This window comes from Methanocella arvoryzae MRE50 (assembly GCF_000063445.1).
Classification (GTDB): domain Archaea; phylum Halobacteriota; class Methanocellia; order Methanocellales; family Methanocellaceae; genus Methanocella_A; species Methanocella_A arvoryzae.
On record NC_009464.1, the window covers coordinates 1,632,730 to 1,650,278 of the forward strand.

General features: G+C 58.1%; 17 protein-coding genes. 3 read left to right on the forward strand and 14 right to left on the reverse strand.

Translation table 11 applies throughout. The annotated features are described in order from the left end of the window. Positions 1 to 93 precede the first annotated feature (93 nt). The 11 genes from RCI_RS08175 to RCI_RS08225 form a co-directional block, all read right to left on the reverse strand. Positions 94 to 717 carry a YkgJ family cysteine cluster protein gene (locus RCI_RS08175; protein WP_012035953.1) on the reverse strand — a complete coding sequence of 208 codons (624 nt, stop codon included), beginning with the start codon at positions 715 to 717 and terminating at the stop codon, positions 94 to 96. Between the two features lie 160 nt (positions 718 to 877). Continuing rightward, positions 878 to 1,543 (reverse strand): zinc ribbon domain-containing protein, encoded by a 666-nt coding sequence (locus RCI_RS08180; RefSeq protein ID WP_081477310.1) that lies wholly within the window; start codon positions 1,541 to 1,543, stop codon positions 878 to 880. Positions 1,544 to 1,563: 20 nt separating this feature from the next. Next, the gene (locus RCI_RS08185; RefSeq protein ID WP_012035955.1) at positions 1,564 to 1,905 is read right to left on the reverse strand and encodes a double zinc ribbon domain-containing protein; all 342 of its coding nucleotides are present in this window, start codon (positions 1,903 to 1,905) and stop codon (positions 1,564 to 1,566) included. Between the two features lie 35 nt (positions 1,906 to 1,940). Further along, the gene (locus RCI_RS08190) at positions 1,941 to 3,353 is read right to left on the reverse strand and encodes a hypothetical protein (RefSeq protein WP_012035956.1); all 1,413 of its coding nucleotides are present in this window, start codon (positions 3,351 to 3,353) and stop codon (positions 1,941 to 1,943) included. Between the two features lie 421 nt (positions 3,354 to 3,774). Then, positions 3,775 to 4,707, reverse strand: coding sequence for a tetratricopeptide repeat protein (locus RCI_RS08195; protein WP_012035957.1), 933 nt, complete (start codon positions 4,705 to 4,707; stop codon positions 3,775 to 3,777). 229 nt (positions 4,708 to 4,936) lie between these two features. Beyond that, entirely contained in the window at positions 4,937 to 6,163 is a 1,227-nt protein-coding gene (locus RCI_RS08200) for an ABC transporter permease (RefSeq protein ID WP_012035958.1), read from the reverse strand. Positions 6,164 to 6,169: 6 nt separating this feature from the next. Further along, positions 6,170 to 7,372 carry an ABC transporter permease gene (locus RCI_RS08205; RefSeq protein ID WP_012035959.1) on the reverse strand — a complete coding sequence of 401 codons (1,203 nt, stop codon included), beginning with the start codon at positions 7,370 to 7,372 and terminating at the stop codon, positions 6,170 to 6,172. Further along, on the reverse strand, positions 7,369 to 8,388 hold the full coding sequence (locus RCI_RS08210; protein WP_012035960.1) for a hypothetical protein: 1,020 nt from the start codon (positions 8,386 to 8,388) through the stop codon (positions 7,369 to 7,371). Before RCI_RS08210 ends, RCI_RS08205 begins: the two co-directional genes overlap by 4 nt. Before the next feature lie 63 nt (positions 8,389 to 8,451). Then, positions 8,452 to 9,147 carry an ABC transporter ATP-binding protein gene (locus RCI_RS08215; RefSeq protein WP_012035961.1) on the reverse strand — a complete coding sequence of 232 codons (696 nt, stop codon included), beginning with the start codon at positions 9,145 to 9,147 and terminating at the stop codon, positions 8,452 to 8,454. Further along, complete coding sequence (locus RCI_RS15755) at positions 9,144 to 9,902, reverse strand: RDD family protein (RefSeq protein ID WP_052309933.1); 759 nt, start codon at positions 9,900 to 9,902, stop codon at positions 9,144 to 9,146. Before RCI_RS15755 ends, RCI_RS08215 begins: the two co-directional genes overlap by 4 nt. Next, positions 9,889 to 10,248 carry a PadR family transcriptional regulator gene (locus RCI_RS08225; RefSeq protein WP_012035963.1) on the reverse strand — a complete coding sequence of 120 codons (360 nt, stop codon included), beginning with the start codon at positions 10,246 to 10,248 and terminating at the stop codon, positions 9,889 to 9,891. Before RCI_RS08225 ends, RCI_RS15755 begins: the two co-directional genes overlap by 14 nt. Before the next feature lie 263 nt (positions 10,249 to 10,511). On the opposite strand from RCI_RS08225, the gene RCI_RS15760 reads away from it, so the two are divergent. Together RCI_RS15760 and RCI_RS08240 are read left to right on the forward strand one after the other, a co-directional pair. Then, positions 10,512 to 12,011, forward strand: coding sequence for a sensor histidine kinase (locus RCI_RS15760; protein ID WP_012035964.1), 1,500 nt, complete (start codon positions 10,512 to 10,514; stop codon positions 12,009 to 12,011). A gap of 317 nt (positions 12,012 to 12,328) precedes the next feature. Further along, positions 12,329 to 13,129, forward strand: coding sequence for a class I SAM-dependent methyltransferase (locus tag RCI_RS08240; RefSeq protein ID WP_012035965.1), 801 nt, complete (start codon positions 12,329 to 12,331; stop codon positions 13,127 to 13,129). A gap of 679 nt (positions 13,130 to 13,808) precedes the next feature. Here RCI_RS08240 and RCI_RS16995 read toward each other — a convergent pair. After that, positions 13,809 to 13,958, reverse strand: coding sequence for a hypothetical protein (locus tag RCI_RS16995; RefSeq protein WP_158308892.1), 150 nt, complete (start codon positions 13,956 to 13,958; stop codon positions 13,809 to 13,811). 220 nt (positions 13,959 to 14,178) lie between these two features. On the opposite strand from RCI_RS16995, the gene RCI_RS08245 reads away from it, so the two are divergent. After that, positions 14,179 to 15,447, forward strand: coding sequence for an L-cysteine desulfidase family protein (locus RCI_RS08245; protein WP_148266576.1), 1,269 nt, complete (start codon positions 14,179 to 14,181; stop codon positions 15,445 to 15,447). Between the two features lie 255 nt (positions 15,448 to 15,702). Here the strand turns inward: RCI_RS08245 and RCI_RS08250 are convergent, their stop codons facing one another. Both RCI_RS08250 and RCI_RS08255 read right to left on the reverse strand, forming a co-directional pair. Beyond that, the gene (locus tag RCI_RS08250; RefSeq protein WP_012035967.1) at positions 15,703 to 16,719 is read right to left on the reverse strand and encodes a TIGR03557 family F420-dependent LLM class oxidoreductase; all 1,017 of its coding nucleotides are present in this window, start codon (positions 16,717 to 16,719) and stop codon (positions 15,703 to 15,705) included. 128 nt (positions 16,720 to 16,847) lie between these two features. After that, positions 16,848 to 17,405 carry a hypothetical protein gene (locus RCI_RS08255; protein WP_012035968.1) on the reverse strand — a complete coding sequence of 186 codons (558 nt, stop codon included), beginning with the start codon at positions 17,403 to 17,405 and terminating at the stop codon, positions 16,848 to 16,850. Positions 17,406 to 17,549 lie beyond the last annotated feature (144 nt).

Genomic DNA, 17,549 nt, shown 5'->3' on the forward strand with positions numbered 1-17,549 from the left:
ATGCACTTTCGAGATACTTAATAAGTGACTCACGACTAACGCTACGCTGCGCTAACCTTACAGATATAGCACGGGTTGTCGTATTTTAAAATATCAGGCTTTCTGCTCTTTGATCTCTTTCAGCCCCGGACAGAAGTCGTACTCTAAAAGCTTAGGATCAGTAAACTTCCCGATGTAGTACGGGAACTTGTCGCACACCCGGGGCTTGGTGTCGTGGATGATGCAGCAGTTGCTTTCCACGGAGAAGAAGATGCACCGGTTGTCTTCCCTGGCGGTGTAGACGGCGCTCTCCACCAGGTCTGTGACGTACAGCACCTGGGTGACGTGGCGCCTGAGGTTTTCGTCGATTTCCTGGCCTTCCAGGGCGGCCGCGGCGCTGGCCCGGGCTCTGGCGATGGATTCCTTGCCCCAGATGGCCATCAGCGGGGTCCTGGTGCGGTCGACTACAACCTGGTTGAGGATGTCCCACCTCTTCTGGGCTACCCAGCGCAGCACGTCGGCGTGGCAGACGGGTATAAACCTGACCGTGGCGCAGCAGGTTCCGCATCGCCGGCACTCGAACCGGCTGGCCTCTACGGCTTCCTCCTCCCTGAGGAGGCGTACCTGATCCGGGTACAGCTCGTAGATCCTGCGCAGCTGATCTAAGTCGTCTTCACAGGCTGCCGCATAGATGCCGGGATTCTGCCTGAAAAATTCCTCGATTTCTGCGTGAGACAATCTACCACCGTTACTTAGCGCTCCGTTACAAATTACTCCTTTAACATATTAGCTTTGCGCTTGGGTTGCAATTCATTAAAACAAGGATGGATAATCCTTGAAATGAAAAATGGGCGGGGCAGGGCAGCGCGTTCGGCTGGCCTGCCGGCGCATGTGTAGCTTATTGCATCCTGTTCCCGCACTCGCCGCAGAACCTGGTGCCGATGGCGACTCTGGCTCCGCATTTCGGGCACTGGAGGAGGCCGAGCGGGGCGCCGCAGTTGTTGCAGAACTTGCCTTCGCCCGTGGGCTTGCCGCACTCCGGGCACACGGTCGTCCGGCGCTCGATCTGGCCGGTGAAGACGCTGGCCTGCTGGGCTTTCTCCTGGATCTCGTCCTTCATGCGCTGGGCCCTCGCCTTCGTGACCTCTACGTTCTCCCTCGGGGCGCACTCCACGCACATGCTGTCCTCTTCGTTCCAGTCAGCGTCGCACACGTAGTTCCGGCAGCTCGGGCAGCGGTGGAAGTGGCCCATGGCCTCGTTCTGGGCCAGCATGAACGCCTTCTCGTACTCCTTGTGCCATTCGGGGGTCATGCCCTGGTGGCGGCGGTTGATGATGTCGGTGCCGCGCTCGAAGGCGTCGCCGATACGGTTCATGCCGGCTACGTCGGCGGCCAGGCCGATTCCCCTGCCGATGGTGTCGAAAAGGCCTCTTTTCCGGTACGTTTTCGACTCGATGAACTTGGTCTTGTACCCGTCCCCGCAGAGGTCGCACTTGAACACGAACTGGAAGCCGGCCTCGGTGCAAAGGTCATCGTAATTCTTGGTAAAAGCTTGCATTTCCATAATATCCACTCATTTTTTATTTACTTCTTAGGAGCGTTGAGCGGTTTTCCGCATTTCACGCAGTTCTCACCGGTAGGAGGCTGCTCAAACCCGCACTTCGGATTGGGGCACTTGACTTTGAGCGAGCCGCCGCAGGCGTCGCACTGGGCCCCGAAGAACGTGGGCTTGCCGCACTTAGGACAGGTGAGCTGTAGCTGTAGTCCGCAGTGGGGGCACACCTTGAACCCCGGCTCTACCGTCGCACGGCACTTCGGGCACTTCATGGGCCCGTTTGGATCCGCCCGTGCACAGTAAGGGCATATGTTGGAGTCCGGTGGTACCAGCTTGCCGCAGTACTTGCACGGTTGCTTATATCCAGCCATAATTGTCTGTTTTATACGCCTAAACTATTAAAACTTTAAGCCTTGCTCCACCTTACACTATCGTCGGCTGTGCCGACGTTGAAGGCCAGCAGCGCGCTCAGGTCCTTCTTCCACTTCTCCTTGCCGGCGTGTGCCACTCTGCCCACGAACCGCTCCCGCAGGTACCTCAGCTCGGGCAGCCGCTGCACCGAGTACAGGTACTGCAGGTTGGCCGGCTCCCGGAGCTTCTCGTCAGAGAGGAAGATCGGCTCCCGGCGGAAGTTGATGGCGATCATGCAGTCGTTCAGGGTCCGCACCGCTTCCTCCGCAGCCCGGTCGAGGTCTGCCTTGCTCATGCCGGGATAGTCCTTCCTGCTGACGATCCTGAACACGTAGGTCGCCTTGCCGATCGACTTCTGCCCGTCCTCAGTTACCTCTTCCTCAGCCTCCGGCTCCGCCGGCTCCTCTTCCTCGGGCGTTTCGCCCGGAGCTATGGATACCGCCTCCATGATCAGCGCGTTCCCCGGCTTGCCTCCCTCCCCGTAGACGGGGGTCAGGTACCAGACGTACTCCACGTTAGGATCTGCGGGCAGGCCTTTCTTGACGCCGATGCACATGCGGTCAGCCTGGCCGATAGATTTGAGGTAGCGGTACTCCTCGAAGACGCCCGCCGCTTCCAGCTTCTTCTCCATCTCCGGCCAGATCCTGGGGGAGACCGCGTCCAGGTCCTTCTTCATCGCCGCCCGGCCGTCCTTCGCGTGGCGGGCCGCCTTCCGCACCATGGAGGAGTCGGCCAGCGGCACGAGTTCCTTGAACGTGGCCTGTGCTTTCAGGGAGAGAGCGTTCATGGCATCGTTCAGCGCTCTGGTGAGCGGGTCGAACTCCCGCCCCAGCATGGACAGGACCAGCGTCTGGCCGCGCTCGGTGGTCACCGTCAGCCGGTAGTCCTGGGCCTGGGCGGAGGAGATGAAGCTGAACGGCAGCCTGAACGGGTCGGAGGCCTCCGGCAGCACGAGCAGCCCCGTCTCGTACACCCGGACCTCGCAGGGGCCGGACCTTGAGACCTGCTCCCCTTCGGACAGCGAGTACGTTCCCTTGACGCTCTGCTTCAGGACTTTCTCCTCCATGAGCATGTCTTTCAGCAGGATCTCGTTCCGGGCCTTCACCAGCTCCCGGACGAAGTCGTCGAACCTCCTGCCCAGGTTGAAAAAAGCCAGCTTCTCGCCTGAGGAGAGCACGATCTCCAGCCGGTAGTCCGCGGCGTTCAGCGCTGTGATCTCCCGCAGCGACAGCAGCAGCGGCTCCCCCATCCTCGGGCTCACAGAGAGGCTCTCCGCGTTAATACTGGCGCTCGCCTCGCCGCCTGCCAGAGGCTCGCCCTTCTCGTCCGCCATCGAGTAGTTCAGCTGGCTGCATTCGATGATCGTCGGCAGCGCTTCCGCATTATCGTCGGCCATTCCGGGACACATAAGCCTGTTGTACTACGGATAGAGTATTAAAGCTGTTGATTTAGGGCAGACAATCTATTAGAATAACAGATAAACAAGTTGTCTCTATGCCAGTGAACGATAACGAACGCTGCGCTGTGCCAAACCACACAGATGCCACAGATTGAAACAGAATCCACAGATTACGATCGATTGCACAGATGACGCAGAATCTGATGATTCTGACCGATTCCACAGATAATTAAAATGTTCTGATAGATTGTATTCTTATGATTGCTGTCGGTGATCTAATATTATCGTACTTACTCCATCTGTGATATCGTGTAATAATCTGTGGATTCAGCAGAGAAATCTGTGGAATCAATCGGAATCTGTGGCATCTGTGAGGAATAGCACAGCGCAGCGTTCGTCTTGCTTGCTATTGGAAGCCAATACAATCAGGTTACTCGAAATGGTAGTAGTACGCCCGCTGCATGTTTTCGGGCTCTTCGGCTTCGGCCGCCAGTTCGAGGACGATCCCGTCGTCGGGCGACAGGCCAATGAGGTCTGCCAGTCTGCTTTCGACGTCCTTGTTGCCGAGCCGGCTGAGCAGGCCGGCGTAGGACAGGCATGCGTCCCGGTCGTCGGGGCAAAGCCTGACGGCAGTGGCATAGTGATCGAGAGCTTCGTCGAATCGGCCGGTGCGCTCTAAGAGGAGGCCGTACCGGTAGTGGGCGGTCGGGAGCGAGGGCTCCACAGAGAGGAGTCGTCTGAGCCTGGCTTCGGTATCCGCGTAGCGGCCCTGGTCTTCGAGTATTTTGCCGTAGGTGCATGCCGCTGCCAGATCCCCGGGGTCCTGGATGGCGGCCATCCGGAGTTCCTCTTCCGCTCCCCGGGCGTCGCCATTTTCCAGCAGCAGCATCCCCAGATCGAAGTGCACGGCGTGGTTGTCGTCGTCAGAGAGAAGTGCCTCTGCGTAGCAGGCTGCGGCTTCATGGGGGTGGCCGCACTGTTCCTGCAGCCTGCCGTAGGCGTGCAGCAACGTGGGGCTGTCAGGCTCCCGGCGGAGGCAGTGAAACACTTCGGCCAGTGCTCGGTCATACATCCCGTACCTTTCCAGGGCCTGGGACAGGTTTAGCCGGGCAGTAATGTTGCCGGGCTCAAGGTCGAGGATGCGCTCGAACTCGGAGACGGCTGCCTCAAGGCGGCCGGTATGCGCGAGGAAAGCGCCGTACCTCACGCGGATCGCCATGTTCCACGGGTCCATGGACACGGCCTTCATAAAAGATTCTTCCGCCCGGTCATGATACCCCATTTCCCGCAGTACTTCTGCGACCACCATGTGATACATGGCCTCGCAGTCCTCGAGCGGGTCACCCTCCTCTTTCTCGGACATAAGTATATGGAAATTTGAGGATGTGGATATAAAGTGATAATTGCATTTTTTAAGTGTATTTAACCATAATAAGCAGTTAAATAGCAAAATGTGGATATGTATGGATTTATTACTGTGAGTCTAAAACTTTCAGCTGACATAATATCTCCGGAAAATCTCATAGTACACACGCCGGGTTTCCGGGTTCATGAGGTAAAATGAGAAAAGAAAAAGGCGAGACACTGCGCTATTATTCCGTGCGCAGCGCCTCTATCGGGTCCAGTTTTGCGGCCTGGCTGGCGGGGTAGACGCCGGCGATGGTGGTGGCGAGGCACCCGAATGCGATGCCGATCGCGGCGTTGGTCAGGGAGACTCCCATGTTCATGCCGATGACGCTGCTGACGATCAGCATGACGACGAAGGCCAGCGCCAGGCCTATCAGTCCGCTGATGAAGCCGAGGGACATGGATTCGATCAGGAAGAGGTTCCTTACGTTGGCCGTGGTCGCCCCGACCGCCTTCATGAGGCCGATCTCTTTAGTGCGCTCTTTGACGGTGAGCAGCATGACGTTCATGATGCCGATGCCTCCGACGACGAGGGAGATGCCGGCGATGCCTCCGAGCAGGTACTTGATGTAGTCGAAGATGGCCGTGATGGCCTGGGAGAACGACTTCATGGTCACGAAGTCGAAGGCCTCGTTGCGGTGGGTCTTAGCCAGGTTTTCCTTCACGGCGGCCGCGATCTCATCCACCCGGTCAGGAGATTCGCAGGTGATGTAGATTATGTCGTAATAGTCCTGGGTGGCGAACCCGGAGATGCCTGCCTGAGTCATGTATATGTAGCTGTTGGGGTTGCCCGTAACGATGGAGCCGTTGCTCTCCTTGAGGATGCCTACCACAGTGTAGTCCTGCGATTTGCCGGTCATCTGGTTGTAGATGGTGAGTGTGGATCCGGTGCGGATGTTTTTAGGGAAGGTTCCGTTGGCTATCTTGCTGCCTATCACCACGGAGTACCTGTCCGAAGGGGACAGGAAGCGGCCCTTGTCCAGGGTCGCCGCCAGCTTTTTCTCGTTCTGGGGGCTGATGCCCTGGATGGACAGGCTCCGGTTCTCGGAGAGGTAGCTGACGGTGCCGTACGCTTCGATCTTCGGGTTTACCTCGACGACGCCCGGCGTGCTCAGGATGGTCTGGATGTCCCGGTCGGTGAACCTGGCAGGGGGCTTGCTGGTCTGGGCGATGCCGTAGCTCATGCCCATGCCGCCGCTCTGGTCTTCCAGGCTCTGGGGGAGCAGGATGATCTGGTTCAGGTCGAGGTCGCCGAACTCGGCGGACACGCCGCTGAACACGCCGTCGCTGATGCTCATCATGGCCACGATGGCCATGACGCCGATGATGATGCCCAGGCTGGACATCAGCGTCTTGAACTTGTTGCTGTTGAAGTCCGCGAGCGCGTACTCGACTACGTCTGTTGCCTTCATGGTTGGTTACTCCGTCCTCAGCGCGTCTATCGGGTCGAGCTTCGATGCCTGACTGGCGGGGTAAACGCCCGCGACAGTCGTCATGATTACGCCGAACGCGATGCCTATCAGCGCGTTGGTCAGGGAGACTGTGAGGGTCATGTTGATATATTCACCTATGGCCCATGCGGCGATCATCGTGACCACCACGCCTGCGATGCCGCTGAGCAGGCCCAGCGCCAGGGCTTCGGTGAGGAAGATCACCCTGACGTCGGTGGAGGTCGCTCCCACGGCTTTCATCAGGCCTATCTCTTTAACCCGTTCCCGGACTGTCAGCATCATGACGTTGGCGATGCCGATGCCGCCCACTACAAGGGAGATCGCCCCGATGCCGGCGAGCGCTGTCTTGATGATGCTGAAGACCTGGTTGATCGCGTCCACGAACATCTTCTGAGTCAGCACCATGTAAGCCTCGTTCCGGTGGATGGACTTGAGAGCTTTGTCCACGTTGCTCGCGGTCATGTCCGCCCCCTCGACGGTATCTGCCCTGATCGCGATGTAGCTGTAGGTGTCCTGGTCCGTCAGCGCTTTGATGCCTGCCTTCGTCATGTAGACCGCTGTGTTGGGGTCGCCGGCCAGAATCGAGCCGTTCCGCTCATTCATGATGCCTACGACCACGTAGTCCTGGGATTTGCCGGTATACGGGTTGGTCAGGGTCATGTAGGAGCCTGTGGGAATCTTCCGCCCGAAGGTACCGTTAGCAACCTTGCTGCCGAGCACTACCGAGTATTTGTCGGACTGGGTCAGGTACCGGCCTTTGTCGACCTGGGAAGCGTATGATCCCATATACTGGGGTACGATCCCGCTGACCGCCACAGTCCGGTTTTCGCCCTTGTACTGGGCCATGGCGCTCGTGCTTATTTCGGGGTAGACCTCTTTGACGCCCGACGTGCCCCTGATTATGTTGACGTCGCGGTCGGTGAACTTGGCAGGGGGTTTCTGGACCTGCATGCCTGTATTCATGTCGATGCCGATGGGTAGCAGGATCATGGTATCCAGCTCCAGGGTACCGAACTGCGAGCTCACGCCGCTGTACAGGGCATCGCCGAACGTGAGCATGGCTACGATGGCCAGGACGCCTATGATGATGCCCAGGCTGGAGAGCAGGGTCTTGAACTTGTTGCTTGTGAAGTCTACGACCACGTACTCCAGCACGTCAGAGAATTTCACTTCTTTGACCTCTGGCTTCTCATGAAGAGGTATACGCCGCCGATCAGTACGAGCACGACGAGGATGACGCCGCCGAGGATGAGCAGGGTGTTGTCGCCGCCGCCGTTGCCGGCTGCTGCCGCGTCAGTCTTAGGTTCCATGCCCACTACGAGGGGGGCGGTCTGGTGCCAGTTGTCGCCGTTCTTGTACTTGAGCACGAAGGACGGGTTGCCGGTGTAGGTCGCGTTCTTGCTCGAGGTCTCGAAGGTCACGGTGTACATTTCTCCCGCGCCGATGCTGCCGACGGTGTACTCTGCCCGGGGCTTGAAGGTAAACTCGGCGCCCTCCGGGATTACGCTCGCAGAGTTGATGCCGCTGGACCGGTAGTTGACCACGTCGATGATGATGTTACCCCTGGAGGTGCCCAGCTTCGACGGGGCGTCATTGAGGACCAGCCGGGGCTGGGTGCTGTCGATCACGACGGGCACGACCTGGTTGACATAGCACTCGTCGTTGTCGGTCTTCACTTTCAGGGGCAGGTAGTACTTGCCGTCTGCAGCGGAGTCGTCGACCTTGATGGTGAACTGGAACTGGGCGCTGTCGCCGAGGCCCAGGTAGCCGACATCGGTGTACGCGGCGTTCTGCACATGGATGGGGCCTTCGGAGAGCAGGTTCACGAACTTGAGTTCACAGGCGCCGGAGGAACCGTCGCTGGAACTGGTCTGGGTTTGCCTGGTCGTGGTTATTCCAGACCCGGCGGTCGGTGGATAAACGTTCTGGTGAGATTCGGTGATCACGGTCGTATTACCCGTGCCGGGCGACTTGAGCGTGTTGGTGAGGGTCACCACGACGGTGCCCGTGTCGCCTGGCATCAGCGGGGCGGTGGCGGTGGTCGGAGTCACGGAGGCCACCGGGGCGACCGTGGTGCCGGTCACGGAGAGCACGGGGTTCGTCGTGGCGGCGAACGCCGGCGTCGTTATTGTTAGCAGCAACACCAGCATCAGACAAATGCTGGCCAGTTTTACGGATATTCTCATTTCTGGTTCTCCTTGTATCGTATAGTATAGTAATCTGGTAAGTTAGTTGGTGATTGTCATTCGTTACTTTCTGTCATCGCCTACGATGACCCCGTCACGGATACGGATGATCCGGTCGCCGTACTCGGCGAGATCGGGCTCGTGGGTGACCATGACGATGGTCCTGCCATTTTTGTTCAGGTCCAGGAACAGCTGCATGATCTCCTCGCCCGTCTTTGTGTCGAGGTTGCCGGTGGGCTCGTCTGCCAGCAGGATCGCGGGGTCATTGACCAGCGCCCGGGCGATGGCGACTCTCTGCCTCTGGCCGCCCGACAGTTCGTTGGGCCGGTGGGTCATGCGATCGGAGAGGCCGACCTCTTCGAGGTACTTCTTCGCGATCTCGGTGCGCTTATGCTTGGCGGTCTCCTGGAAGATCATGGGCAGCTCCACGTTTTTCAGCGCGCTCAGCCGGGAAACCAGGTTGAACGACTGGAAGATGAAGCCGATCTCCCTGCCGCGAAGTGACGACAGCTCCACGTCGTTGAGCTTGCTGATCGGGTGTCCGTTGATGGAGATCTCGCCCGACGTGGGCCGGTCGAGAAGTCCGATCAGGTTCATGAGGGTCGACTTGCCGGAGCCTGAAGGGCCCATGATGCTGACGAACTCGCCGCGTCTTATGGTCGCGTTGACGCCCTTGAGCACCTCAAGCTCGTTCTTGCCCATCATGTAGGACTTGCGGACGCCGGCGATATCGACGACGGCGTCGGCGACTGAATTCATGCTTTTTCCTCCTTCTTGTGCTTGTGGACTACGATAGTCCGGGCGATCTTGTCGAAGCCGCGCTGGCGGTCTTTCCTGAACAGGAGGACCATCAGCAGCGCGTCCAGCGCGAGGACCGAGAAGCTGCCCAGCAGCTTCGGCATGTTTCTTAGCAGGGAATCGACGTAGCCGATCCGGGTGCCGTCGTCCTTCAGCACCCTCAGCCTGAGCAGCCACTTGCCGGGCGTGTACCCGAACCGGCCCTCCAGCACCACGAAGTAGAAGATCATGGTCACGAGGGAGCCGAGGCCCCAGACTATCGTGAAGACCATGGCGGCCAGATCGCTGGCGAAGGTCAGGTTCAGCTCGCCGTTGGCGAGAGTCTCGACCAGGATAGCGCCAGGGAAGAACGGCAGCAGCGGCAGGCTCAGGAGCGCGACCGCGATAACGGTCGCCACCAGCGCCAGGATCAGATCGATGAGGAACGCTACTGATCGGCTGACTATGCCTGCCCGGCCCAGCGAGTCCACGTAGGTCTTCATGTAGGCCGTGGCGATCTCCTTCGGATCTTCCGAGTCGGCCAGCACTGCCTCCACGTCGTCCTTCTCGATCGTCCTCGATCCTCTGGACTGGGCACGCATCATGGACGCGTCGTAGAAGTGGGACGTCAGCTCGCGAACGATCTCCTGTTTATCTGTCTCATAGATGTCGATGTCCCCGACTATGCGGGCCACACGGTTGTCGAGCCTCGCCTTTGCATCCTTACTTATTTCCACTCCCGTCCCCCCAGATATCGTCCATCGCTTTCACATACCGTTTCCACTCCCTGATCATCCCCTCGAGGAACTCTCTTCCCCGGGGCGTGATCCGGTAGTATTTGCGGGGTGGTATGCCTTCCCCCGTCTCCTTCCAGTAGCTTTCCACGAGCCCGTCGCCCTCCATGGTGTGCAGGGCAGGATAGGCGTTGCTCTCCTTGATAATGATTATGCCTCCACTGCGCACCTCCAGCTCATGTATCAGCTCGTAGCCGTACTTATCGCCAGACCGGAGCAAGGATAATATGGAGAGCTTGGTGCTACCCTTTTTGAGCTCTTTCAGCCACTTGTCGATATCTTCCTGCATTGATACCTCTAGAATTTATACACTTTTGCTCGATATACACATAATTCTTATATGTACATATTATGCATAGGTACAGAGTGATGCCGAGAATATAAAGGTTTTGGTTTACTATACGTTATGAGACAGCTGGAACTGCATGTTTATGGCGGCCTGGCTTAGTTCTTCAGAGGGCATTGCCGGCAGGCTCTTCAATTACTTCTCCTTTCAATTATATAACACAAAGGATAAGTATATAGAAATCGACCAGTTTTTCTGGAATTTTTGTGCCCGGCCCCAAAAGTAATCTGATAGATCTGGAGATACTGGATGGTATGCCTGATGGCATAGCCCTCGTCCGTGTCGACGGATCGATCATACACATGAACGCAGCCCTCAGGCATATGTGCGGAGTCCCGGACGAGCCTGGCGAGCCGTTGAAGCTGGAGAGCCTGGCAGTGCCCGATAATATAGCCCAGTGGAGGCGTTTTTTCACGCACGCGGCAGAGGATGGCGGGCCGATGAGCTTCGACGCCACCATTTCCAGGGCTTCAGATAAGTTCACGTTCTACGCGGAAGTCTCGTTTCACCGGAAGAGCCTGCACGGCGAGCCCGTCATCGTCGCGACCATCAGGAACATGAGCCGGCACCGAAAGATCGAGGAGGCGCTGAGGCTGGAGGAATCCAGGCTGGAAGCTCTCCTCAGGCTCAACCAGATGACCGGCGAGCCGATCAACCGGATCTGCGACTTCGCGCTCGAGGAGGCGGTCCGGCTCACCGGCAGCAGGATCGGCTACCTGGCCTTCTACGACGAAGAGCAGGAAAAGCTGACCATGCACGCGTGGTCGGCGCAGGGCGTGAAAGAGTGCAGGATCTCTAACCGGACAATCGAGTACCCGATAAAAAACACGGGCCTCTGGGGAGAGGCGGTCCGGCAGCGCAGGCCGGTGATCACCAACGACTACAATGCTCCGAGCCCATATAAGAAAGGCCTGCCCCCGGGGCATGTCCGGTTAGAGAGGCACATGAACGTCCCTATCATGGACGACGGCCGGATCGTGGTCGTCGCCGGAGTGGGCAACAAGCCCGAGCCATACGACATACGGGACGTCAGGGAACTGGTGCTGCTCATGGAGGGCATGTGGAGGCTGCTGCAGCGCAAGCAGTCGGAAGATCAGCTGAAGATGTCCCTGGCGGAGAAAGAGGTGCTCTTAAAAGAAATTCACCACAGGGTGAAGAACAACCTCCAGATCGTCTCCAGCCTCATCAGCCTCCAGTCCGAGGTCGCCACCCCGGAGAACATGACCGCCGCGTTCAAGGAAAGCCAGGACCGGATCCGGTCGATGGCGATGATCCACGAAAGGCTGTACAGGGCCAGAGACCTCGCCAAGGTGGACTTCGGGGAGTACCTGCGGAATCTGACCAGCTACCTGAAGTCGTCGTACCAGCCCCGGACGGCCGAAGTGCAGATCGATGTGCAGAACATCATGCTGGACATCGACCGCGCCATACCCTGCGGCCTCATCGTCAACGAGCTGGTCAGCAACGCGTTCAAGTACGCTTTCCCGGACGGCAGGCGGGGAACCCTGGAGATCAGCATGCGGAAGGATGAAAACGGAATTCTCCTCGTCGTCGCGGACGACGGCCCCGGGCTGCCGCCGGGGATAGACGTGAGTAATACGCCCACTCTGGGCCTTCAGCTGGTCCACGCCCTGGTCGGGCAGCTCGACGGGGAGCTGGCGCTGCACAGGGAAAAAGGCGCCCGGTTCGAGATCCGGTTCAAATAGCTAAACAATCGGCGGCAAGGTATTATACAGCCGGCAACAGATAACTATTTTCGAGAACGGGGGCATACATCACGGCCGAGAAGGAAGTCGTACTCAGGCGCTCTGTCAGGAACAGAGTCGAAAAGCTGGAGTTCGAGCGGGAGGATGGCACATGGAGGGCAGTCCTCTCGCGCCCAGGAGCCACTCAGGAGATGAGGCCGGCAGAGATCATCAAAAAATATTCCAGCACTGAGGAAGCATGGAAAGACGTAGCCGCGTACATAAGCCAGGGCTACAAGATCCTGTACTACGTAGAATGACCGATCAAAGGTGATGCCGTGACCCTGAAGGAAGACGCGGGCGGCTGCGCCCCGGACGCCGTCATCGCCGCCCTGCCCGACGGCTACGACGTGATCGGCGACGCCGCCATCCTGGCCTTGCCACAAGAAGCCAGAGCTTACGGAGAGGCGATCGCCACGGGCATCCTCGCCCGCCGCTCCCACGTGAAAAAGGTATTGAATAAGGTCTCGATGGTCGAAGGCGACCGCCGGGTAGCCCGGTACGAGGTGCTCGCCGGCGAAGGCACCGTGACAGTCCACAGGGAACACGGCTTCTTTTACCGGCTCGACCTCCGGGAGACATTTTTCAACCCCCGGCTCGGGGAAGAGCGACAACGGGTCGCCTCGCAGGTGACCGGCCGGGAAAGGGTGCTGATGCCCTTCGCAGGAGTCGGCCCCTTCGCGATCCCCGCCGCAGCCAGGGGCGCCACGGTTACAGCGATAGAAAAGAACCCCGCTGCCTGCCATCTCCTCATGGAAAATGCAAGGATCAACAAGGTCCGGGACAGGATAGCGATCATCAACGGAGACGCGTTCGATCTGGGACGAATGCTCAAAGCCGTTTATGACCGGGCTATCGTGCCCACGCCCTACGGGATGGACAGCATACTGGAGACATTGCTCCCGGTAGTAAAAGAAGGCGGGCTGATCCATTTTTACACTTTCAGAAAAAAGGCGCAGATACCGGGCCTGATCGAAGAGTACCGGAAGCTCGGCCTCGAAACGGTCCTGTACAGGCGGTGCGGCAACGTCGCCCCCGGAGTCAGCCGGTGGTCGTTCGACCTGCTGAAGATTAGGTAAGTCTACTCGGCCCCGGGAGGCCCCGATTTTAAATCGCGAGGGCGCAAAGATGCAAAGACGCTAAGCAGGCTGTCTCATAATTCATTGCGATTGCCTGTTAAGATAATCTGCTACCCACATGTACAATTGTATCCTTTCAGGATGTTCGCCTTTTGAACGCCTGCCATGGCAGGCGTTCTCGAAGGCGATCCTCACACCATCGCTGCGCTGTGTGTTCTATGGTTGCCCGGGTTCAGTGAGACAGCAAGACGATCGCTGCGCTGTGCTGGGACACAGATTTAACAGATTGTACAGATTGCACAGATGAACACAATAGATAAAACAGGTAAGGGTCGCTGTTACCAGTCCGATTCGATGATCATCTGTGCAATCTGTATCATCTGTACAATCTGTGACCCTGGCACAGCGCAGCGATCGTCATCGCATCGCCCGCATCGGACGCCTGCCATGGCAGGCGGCCTGGCGGGCGAACATAGGGAATAAACATACGGATTCTCTAAAAAGGATACATATCTCCTTATTGTATAACGAACACGAATTATGGGACAGCCCGTAAGTCGCAAAGTTTTATTGATATCTCCTGGCGCCTTTGCGACCTGGCGCCTTTGCGAACCAAGAACAAGGCGGCCTGGCGCCGAATACCACTTCCATTTTCCTGCGAATAATGCTATTACTCACATTAGTATCCTGGCAGAAAATAGCCCGCGACTGCTATTGCGAGGCCGATGAGGAAGATGATGAGCAGCGACTCGTCCGGCCTCCAGGCGAAGATACCCCCGGCCATCGGGGGAACTACTAAAATCAATGCGTAGTACAGGAGCCAGATCACTGCCGCTATACCTCCTATGACGATGCCCAGGAGAACGATCTTTCTGTTGGCCGTAGTCTCGCCTCGCTCTGAAAGTATATGTTTTTCATGATGATAAATCCGCAGCTTCCCCCGATATTACTAAACGGTGTCGCAGAAGGGATTTAACAGGCCAGCGCGATTACAGTACAGACTTGCCCGTATATGAATATCCGTAGACGGGCTGAGAGACGTGAAGACCATGGATAAACGGATACTGTTGAGAGCGCTGGAAAGCGAGATCGAGCGGACGACCGGCTGCACTGATCCGGGGGCTGTATGTCTCGCCGTCCGGGCCGCTGCCATTGAGCTCGGAGTCGATCCGGAAAAGATAGTCGTCACCGTCAGCCCGAATATCTACAAAAACGGGATCAACGTCGGTGTGCCTGGCACGGGCATGAGAGGCCTACATATAGCAGCCGGACTGGGGGCAGTTATAAAAAGCACGAGCTCCGGTCTGGCGCTGCTGGACGCGGTCGACCCGGCGGACGTCGAGCGTGCAGTGCAGCTTGTCAACAACGGCAGAGTGACTATTACTCACGCCGAGACTACGAGCGCTCTTTACATCAAGGCCGAAGTGTTCTCAGGAGCACATTATGCCCACGCGGTCATCAGGGACGACTATACCAGCATAGTGGAAGTCGGCCTCGACGGAAAAAAGGTATCGTCTCCACGCGGTATGCCAGTAAAAACGAAGCACGAATCGCTGAAAGGCTACACGCTGGAAGAGCTGTTCACGTCCATCGATACTATGACGGTAGAGGAGCTGACCTTTCTCCGGGATGCAGCGGAGGTGAACCGCAAAGCTGCCGAGGCGGGGCTGGAAAGCGGGCCCTGCCCGCTGGGCAAGGCGCTATACTCTGGCCTGGCCGGGGCTGGCGTCAGGCACATGGCCGCCGCCAGGGCGCAGGCGCTGACCGCGGCGGCGTGCGAGGCAAGGATGTCCGGCATGCAGGTGCCCATCATCGCGATTGCAGGCAGCGGCAACCACGGGATTGCCAGCTTCCTTGGGATACTGGCGGTGGCCGAAACCCTGGCCAGCCCGGAAGAGAAGCTACTCAAAGCGCTGGCCATCAGCTCGACGGTGACCGTTGCGATCAAAGAGCACTCGACGAAGCTTTCGGCGTTCTGCGGCTGTGCCGTCGCAGCTTCGACAGGCGTGGCCGCCGGTACCGTCTACCTGCTCGGGGGCAGCTACGAGGAGATTACCCACGCCATGCAGTCCGTCATCGGCACCCTCGCCGGCATGGTCTGCGACGGCGCCAAGGAATCCTGCGCCTTCAAGCTCAGCTCGTCCGTAGCGTTAGCCATCCAGTTCGGCCACCTATCGCTGGAAGACGCCTATATCAAGGAAGGCATGGGCATCGTCAGCCAGAGCATTGAGAAGACATTCGAGAACCTCGGCCGGCTCAACAACCCCGGCATGGTCACCGCAGATAAGCTCATGCTCCAGATGATCTCTGGCCATTAAAAATCCACCACACAGGGCACAGCGCGCTTGTTTTACCACAGAGGCACAGAGACGCACAGAGAACGGTTCACCACAGAGTCACAGAGACGCACAGAGATTTACTTAATAAGTGATTACTATCAGATGATCTATAGAAAAACCTCTGTGCGTCTCTGTGTTCTCTGTGCCTCTGTGGTAAAACCTCTGTGCGTCTCTGTGTTCTCTGTGGTGAATTACCAATCTACAGTCGTGATAATTATTGATCGCAAGGCAGTTCTACGCTACTGCCTCGGCCCTCTGACGGTTTCGCTCTCGAATCCGGGGCAGCACTTCCCGTCCATAGGCGTTGATGAACTCATACTGGTCGAGGCTGACGTCGTGGAAGCAGAGCCGGTCGAAGCCTGCGTCGATGAAGCGCTGGGCGTACCGGGCATGCTCATCTGGATCAGTAGAGATGCACATGTGGCCCCGGATGGTGTCCCGGCCGGCGATGGCGCCGTTGGTGGCCGACATTGTGGGCGTGTACAGGTTCTGGGTGTACATGGCGTGGACCATGGTGCCGGCCCAGTACTGCCTGAAGATGTCGATCGCCGCATCCTCGTCGTCCGTCCAGGCCACGAAGAACTCCACCTGCTTCGGCAGCTGTGCCGGGTCTTTGCCCGACTCCCGGGCGCCTTCCTCGAAGTTCTTCAGGATCTGGCGCATGATCTCCGGCGGGTTTGCCCCGGTGATCAGGCCGTCGCCGTAGTATCCGGCAAAGAAGGCGCTCTCTGGCACGATCGAGGACACGTAGATCGGGATATGCCGCTCCGGGGCGGTGTACAGCTTCGCCTTCTTCGTCGTGTAGTACTCCCCGTCGAAGGTGACCGTGTCGCCGGTCCACAGAGCCCTTGTGAGCTCGATGGACTCCCGCAGCATGTCCTGCCGCATCCGGTAGTCTGGCCACAGGCCTGTGACAGGATACTCGTTCAGCGCCTCCCCGGTGCCGACTCCCAGGTACACGCGGCCCTTGTTCAGCCGCTCGACGGTTGCGGCCGCCTGCGCGATGATCGAAGGGTTATAACGGAGAATGGGACATGTGACGCCGGTGCCGATCTCGATGCCGTTCAGCCTCGCCGCGGCTGCACCAAGCCACGACCAGGTATAGCACGCCTGGCCGGATTCGTCCCACGGGTGAAAGTGATCGGACATGTTTATGCTCTCAAAACCCGCCTTCTCCGCGGCTACCGCCTGGCTGAGCAGCTCGACCGGATCGTACTGCTCAGGGCCTGCCTTCCATCCCAGCATCACCATGACAAAGAACCTCCGAGATACTAGATATGTTCAGCCTCCGGCTGCGGAACTGAAAAAAGATGCCGCCGGAATTCGCGCGTGGAGATCAAACAAACTGTTACTCTTCACAAATGCAGAAGACGAGATGATTATGTTGCTCCGCTCGCCTGAAGATTAGACGTATTATTCAGGATAAATTTCGAACATAAGCCTCCGCCGATCAGCGCGAGAGCGGTGCCCACGAATAGAAATGCGGCACTGTAGCAGCCGATGTTGACCACGATGAACTGCCCTGCGACGCCGAGCAGGCTTTCTGAGACATCAGGTCTCACGAGCCCAATGTAAAAGAACTGCAGCAGGGCCACGGTGATCTGTGCATTGCAGGCAACCCACATGAGGCTGGCTAATGCGCCTGAAAAGGCCGCCTGTTTCAGGGCGTTCGAAGGGTCGTGCAGCGGCTCTCTGGCCAGCCACGCGGCCACGGCTCCGGTGAGCAGCAGGATTACCCCGTACAGGCCAAGGCAGAGCATGGTGAACGCGTTAGGATACGGCGAAAAGATGCCAGGGCCGAAAGATATCGCGCCATTGTCCGGAGACATGATTGGCTTAGTAGCCTCGTAGAGCCACGTGTGCAGCATCAGCACTGCTGAAACGGCCAGACCGCCTGCAATACCGGCAAGAATGCCTTTTATGTGAACGGGTTTCATAGCAAGCCCTTGAACTATAAGATGTACGGTGACTATATATTAATATTTTTAATACAAGTGTGAAATCTGCAGAGGTCAGAGAGGGTGCTTGAAAAGCTGGACGTGTGCCGGCACGACGTCGAAAAGGCCGCTGATACCAGGCTG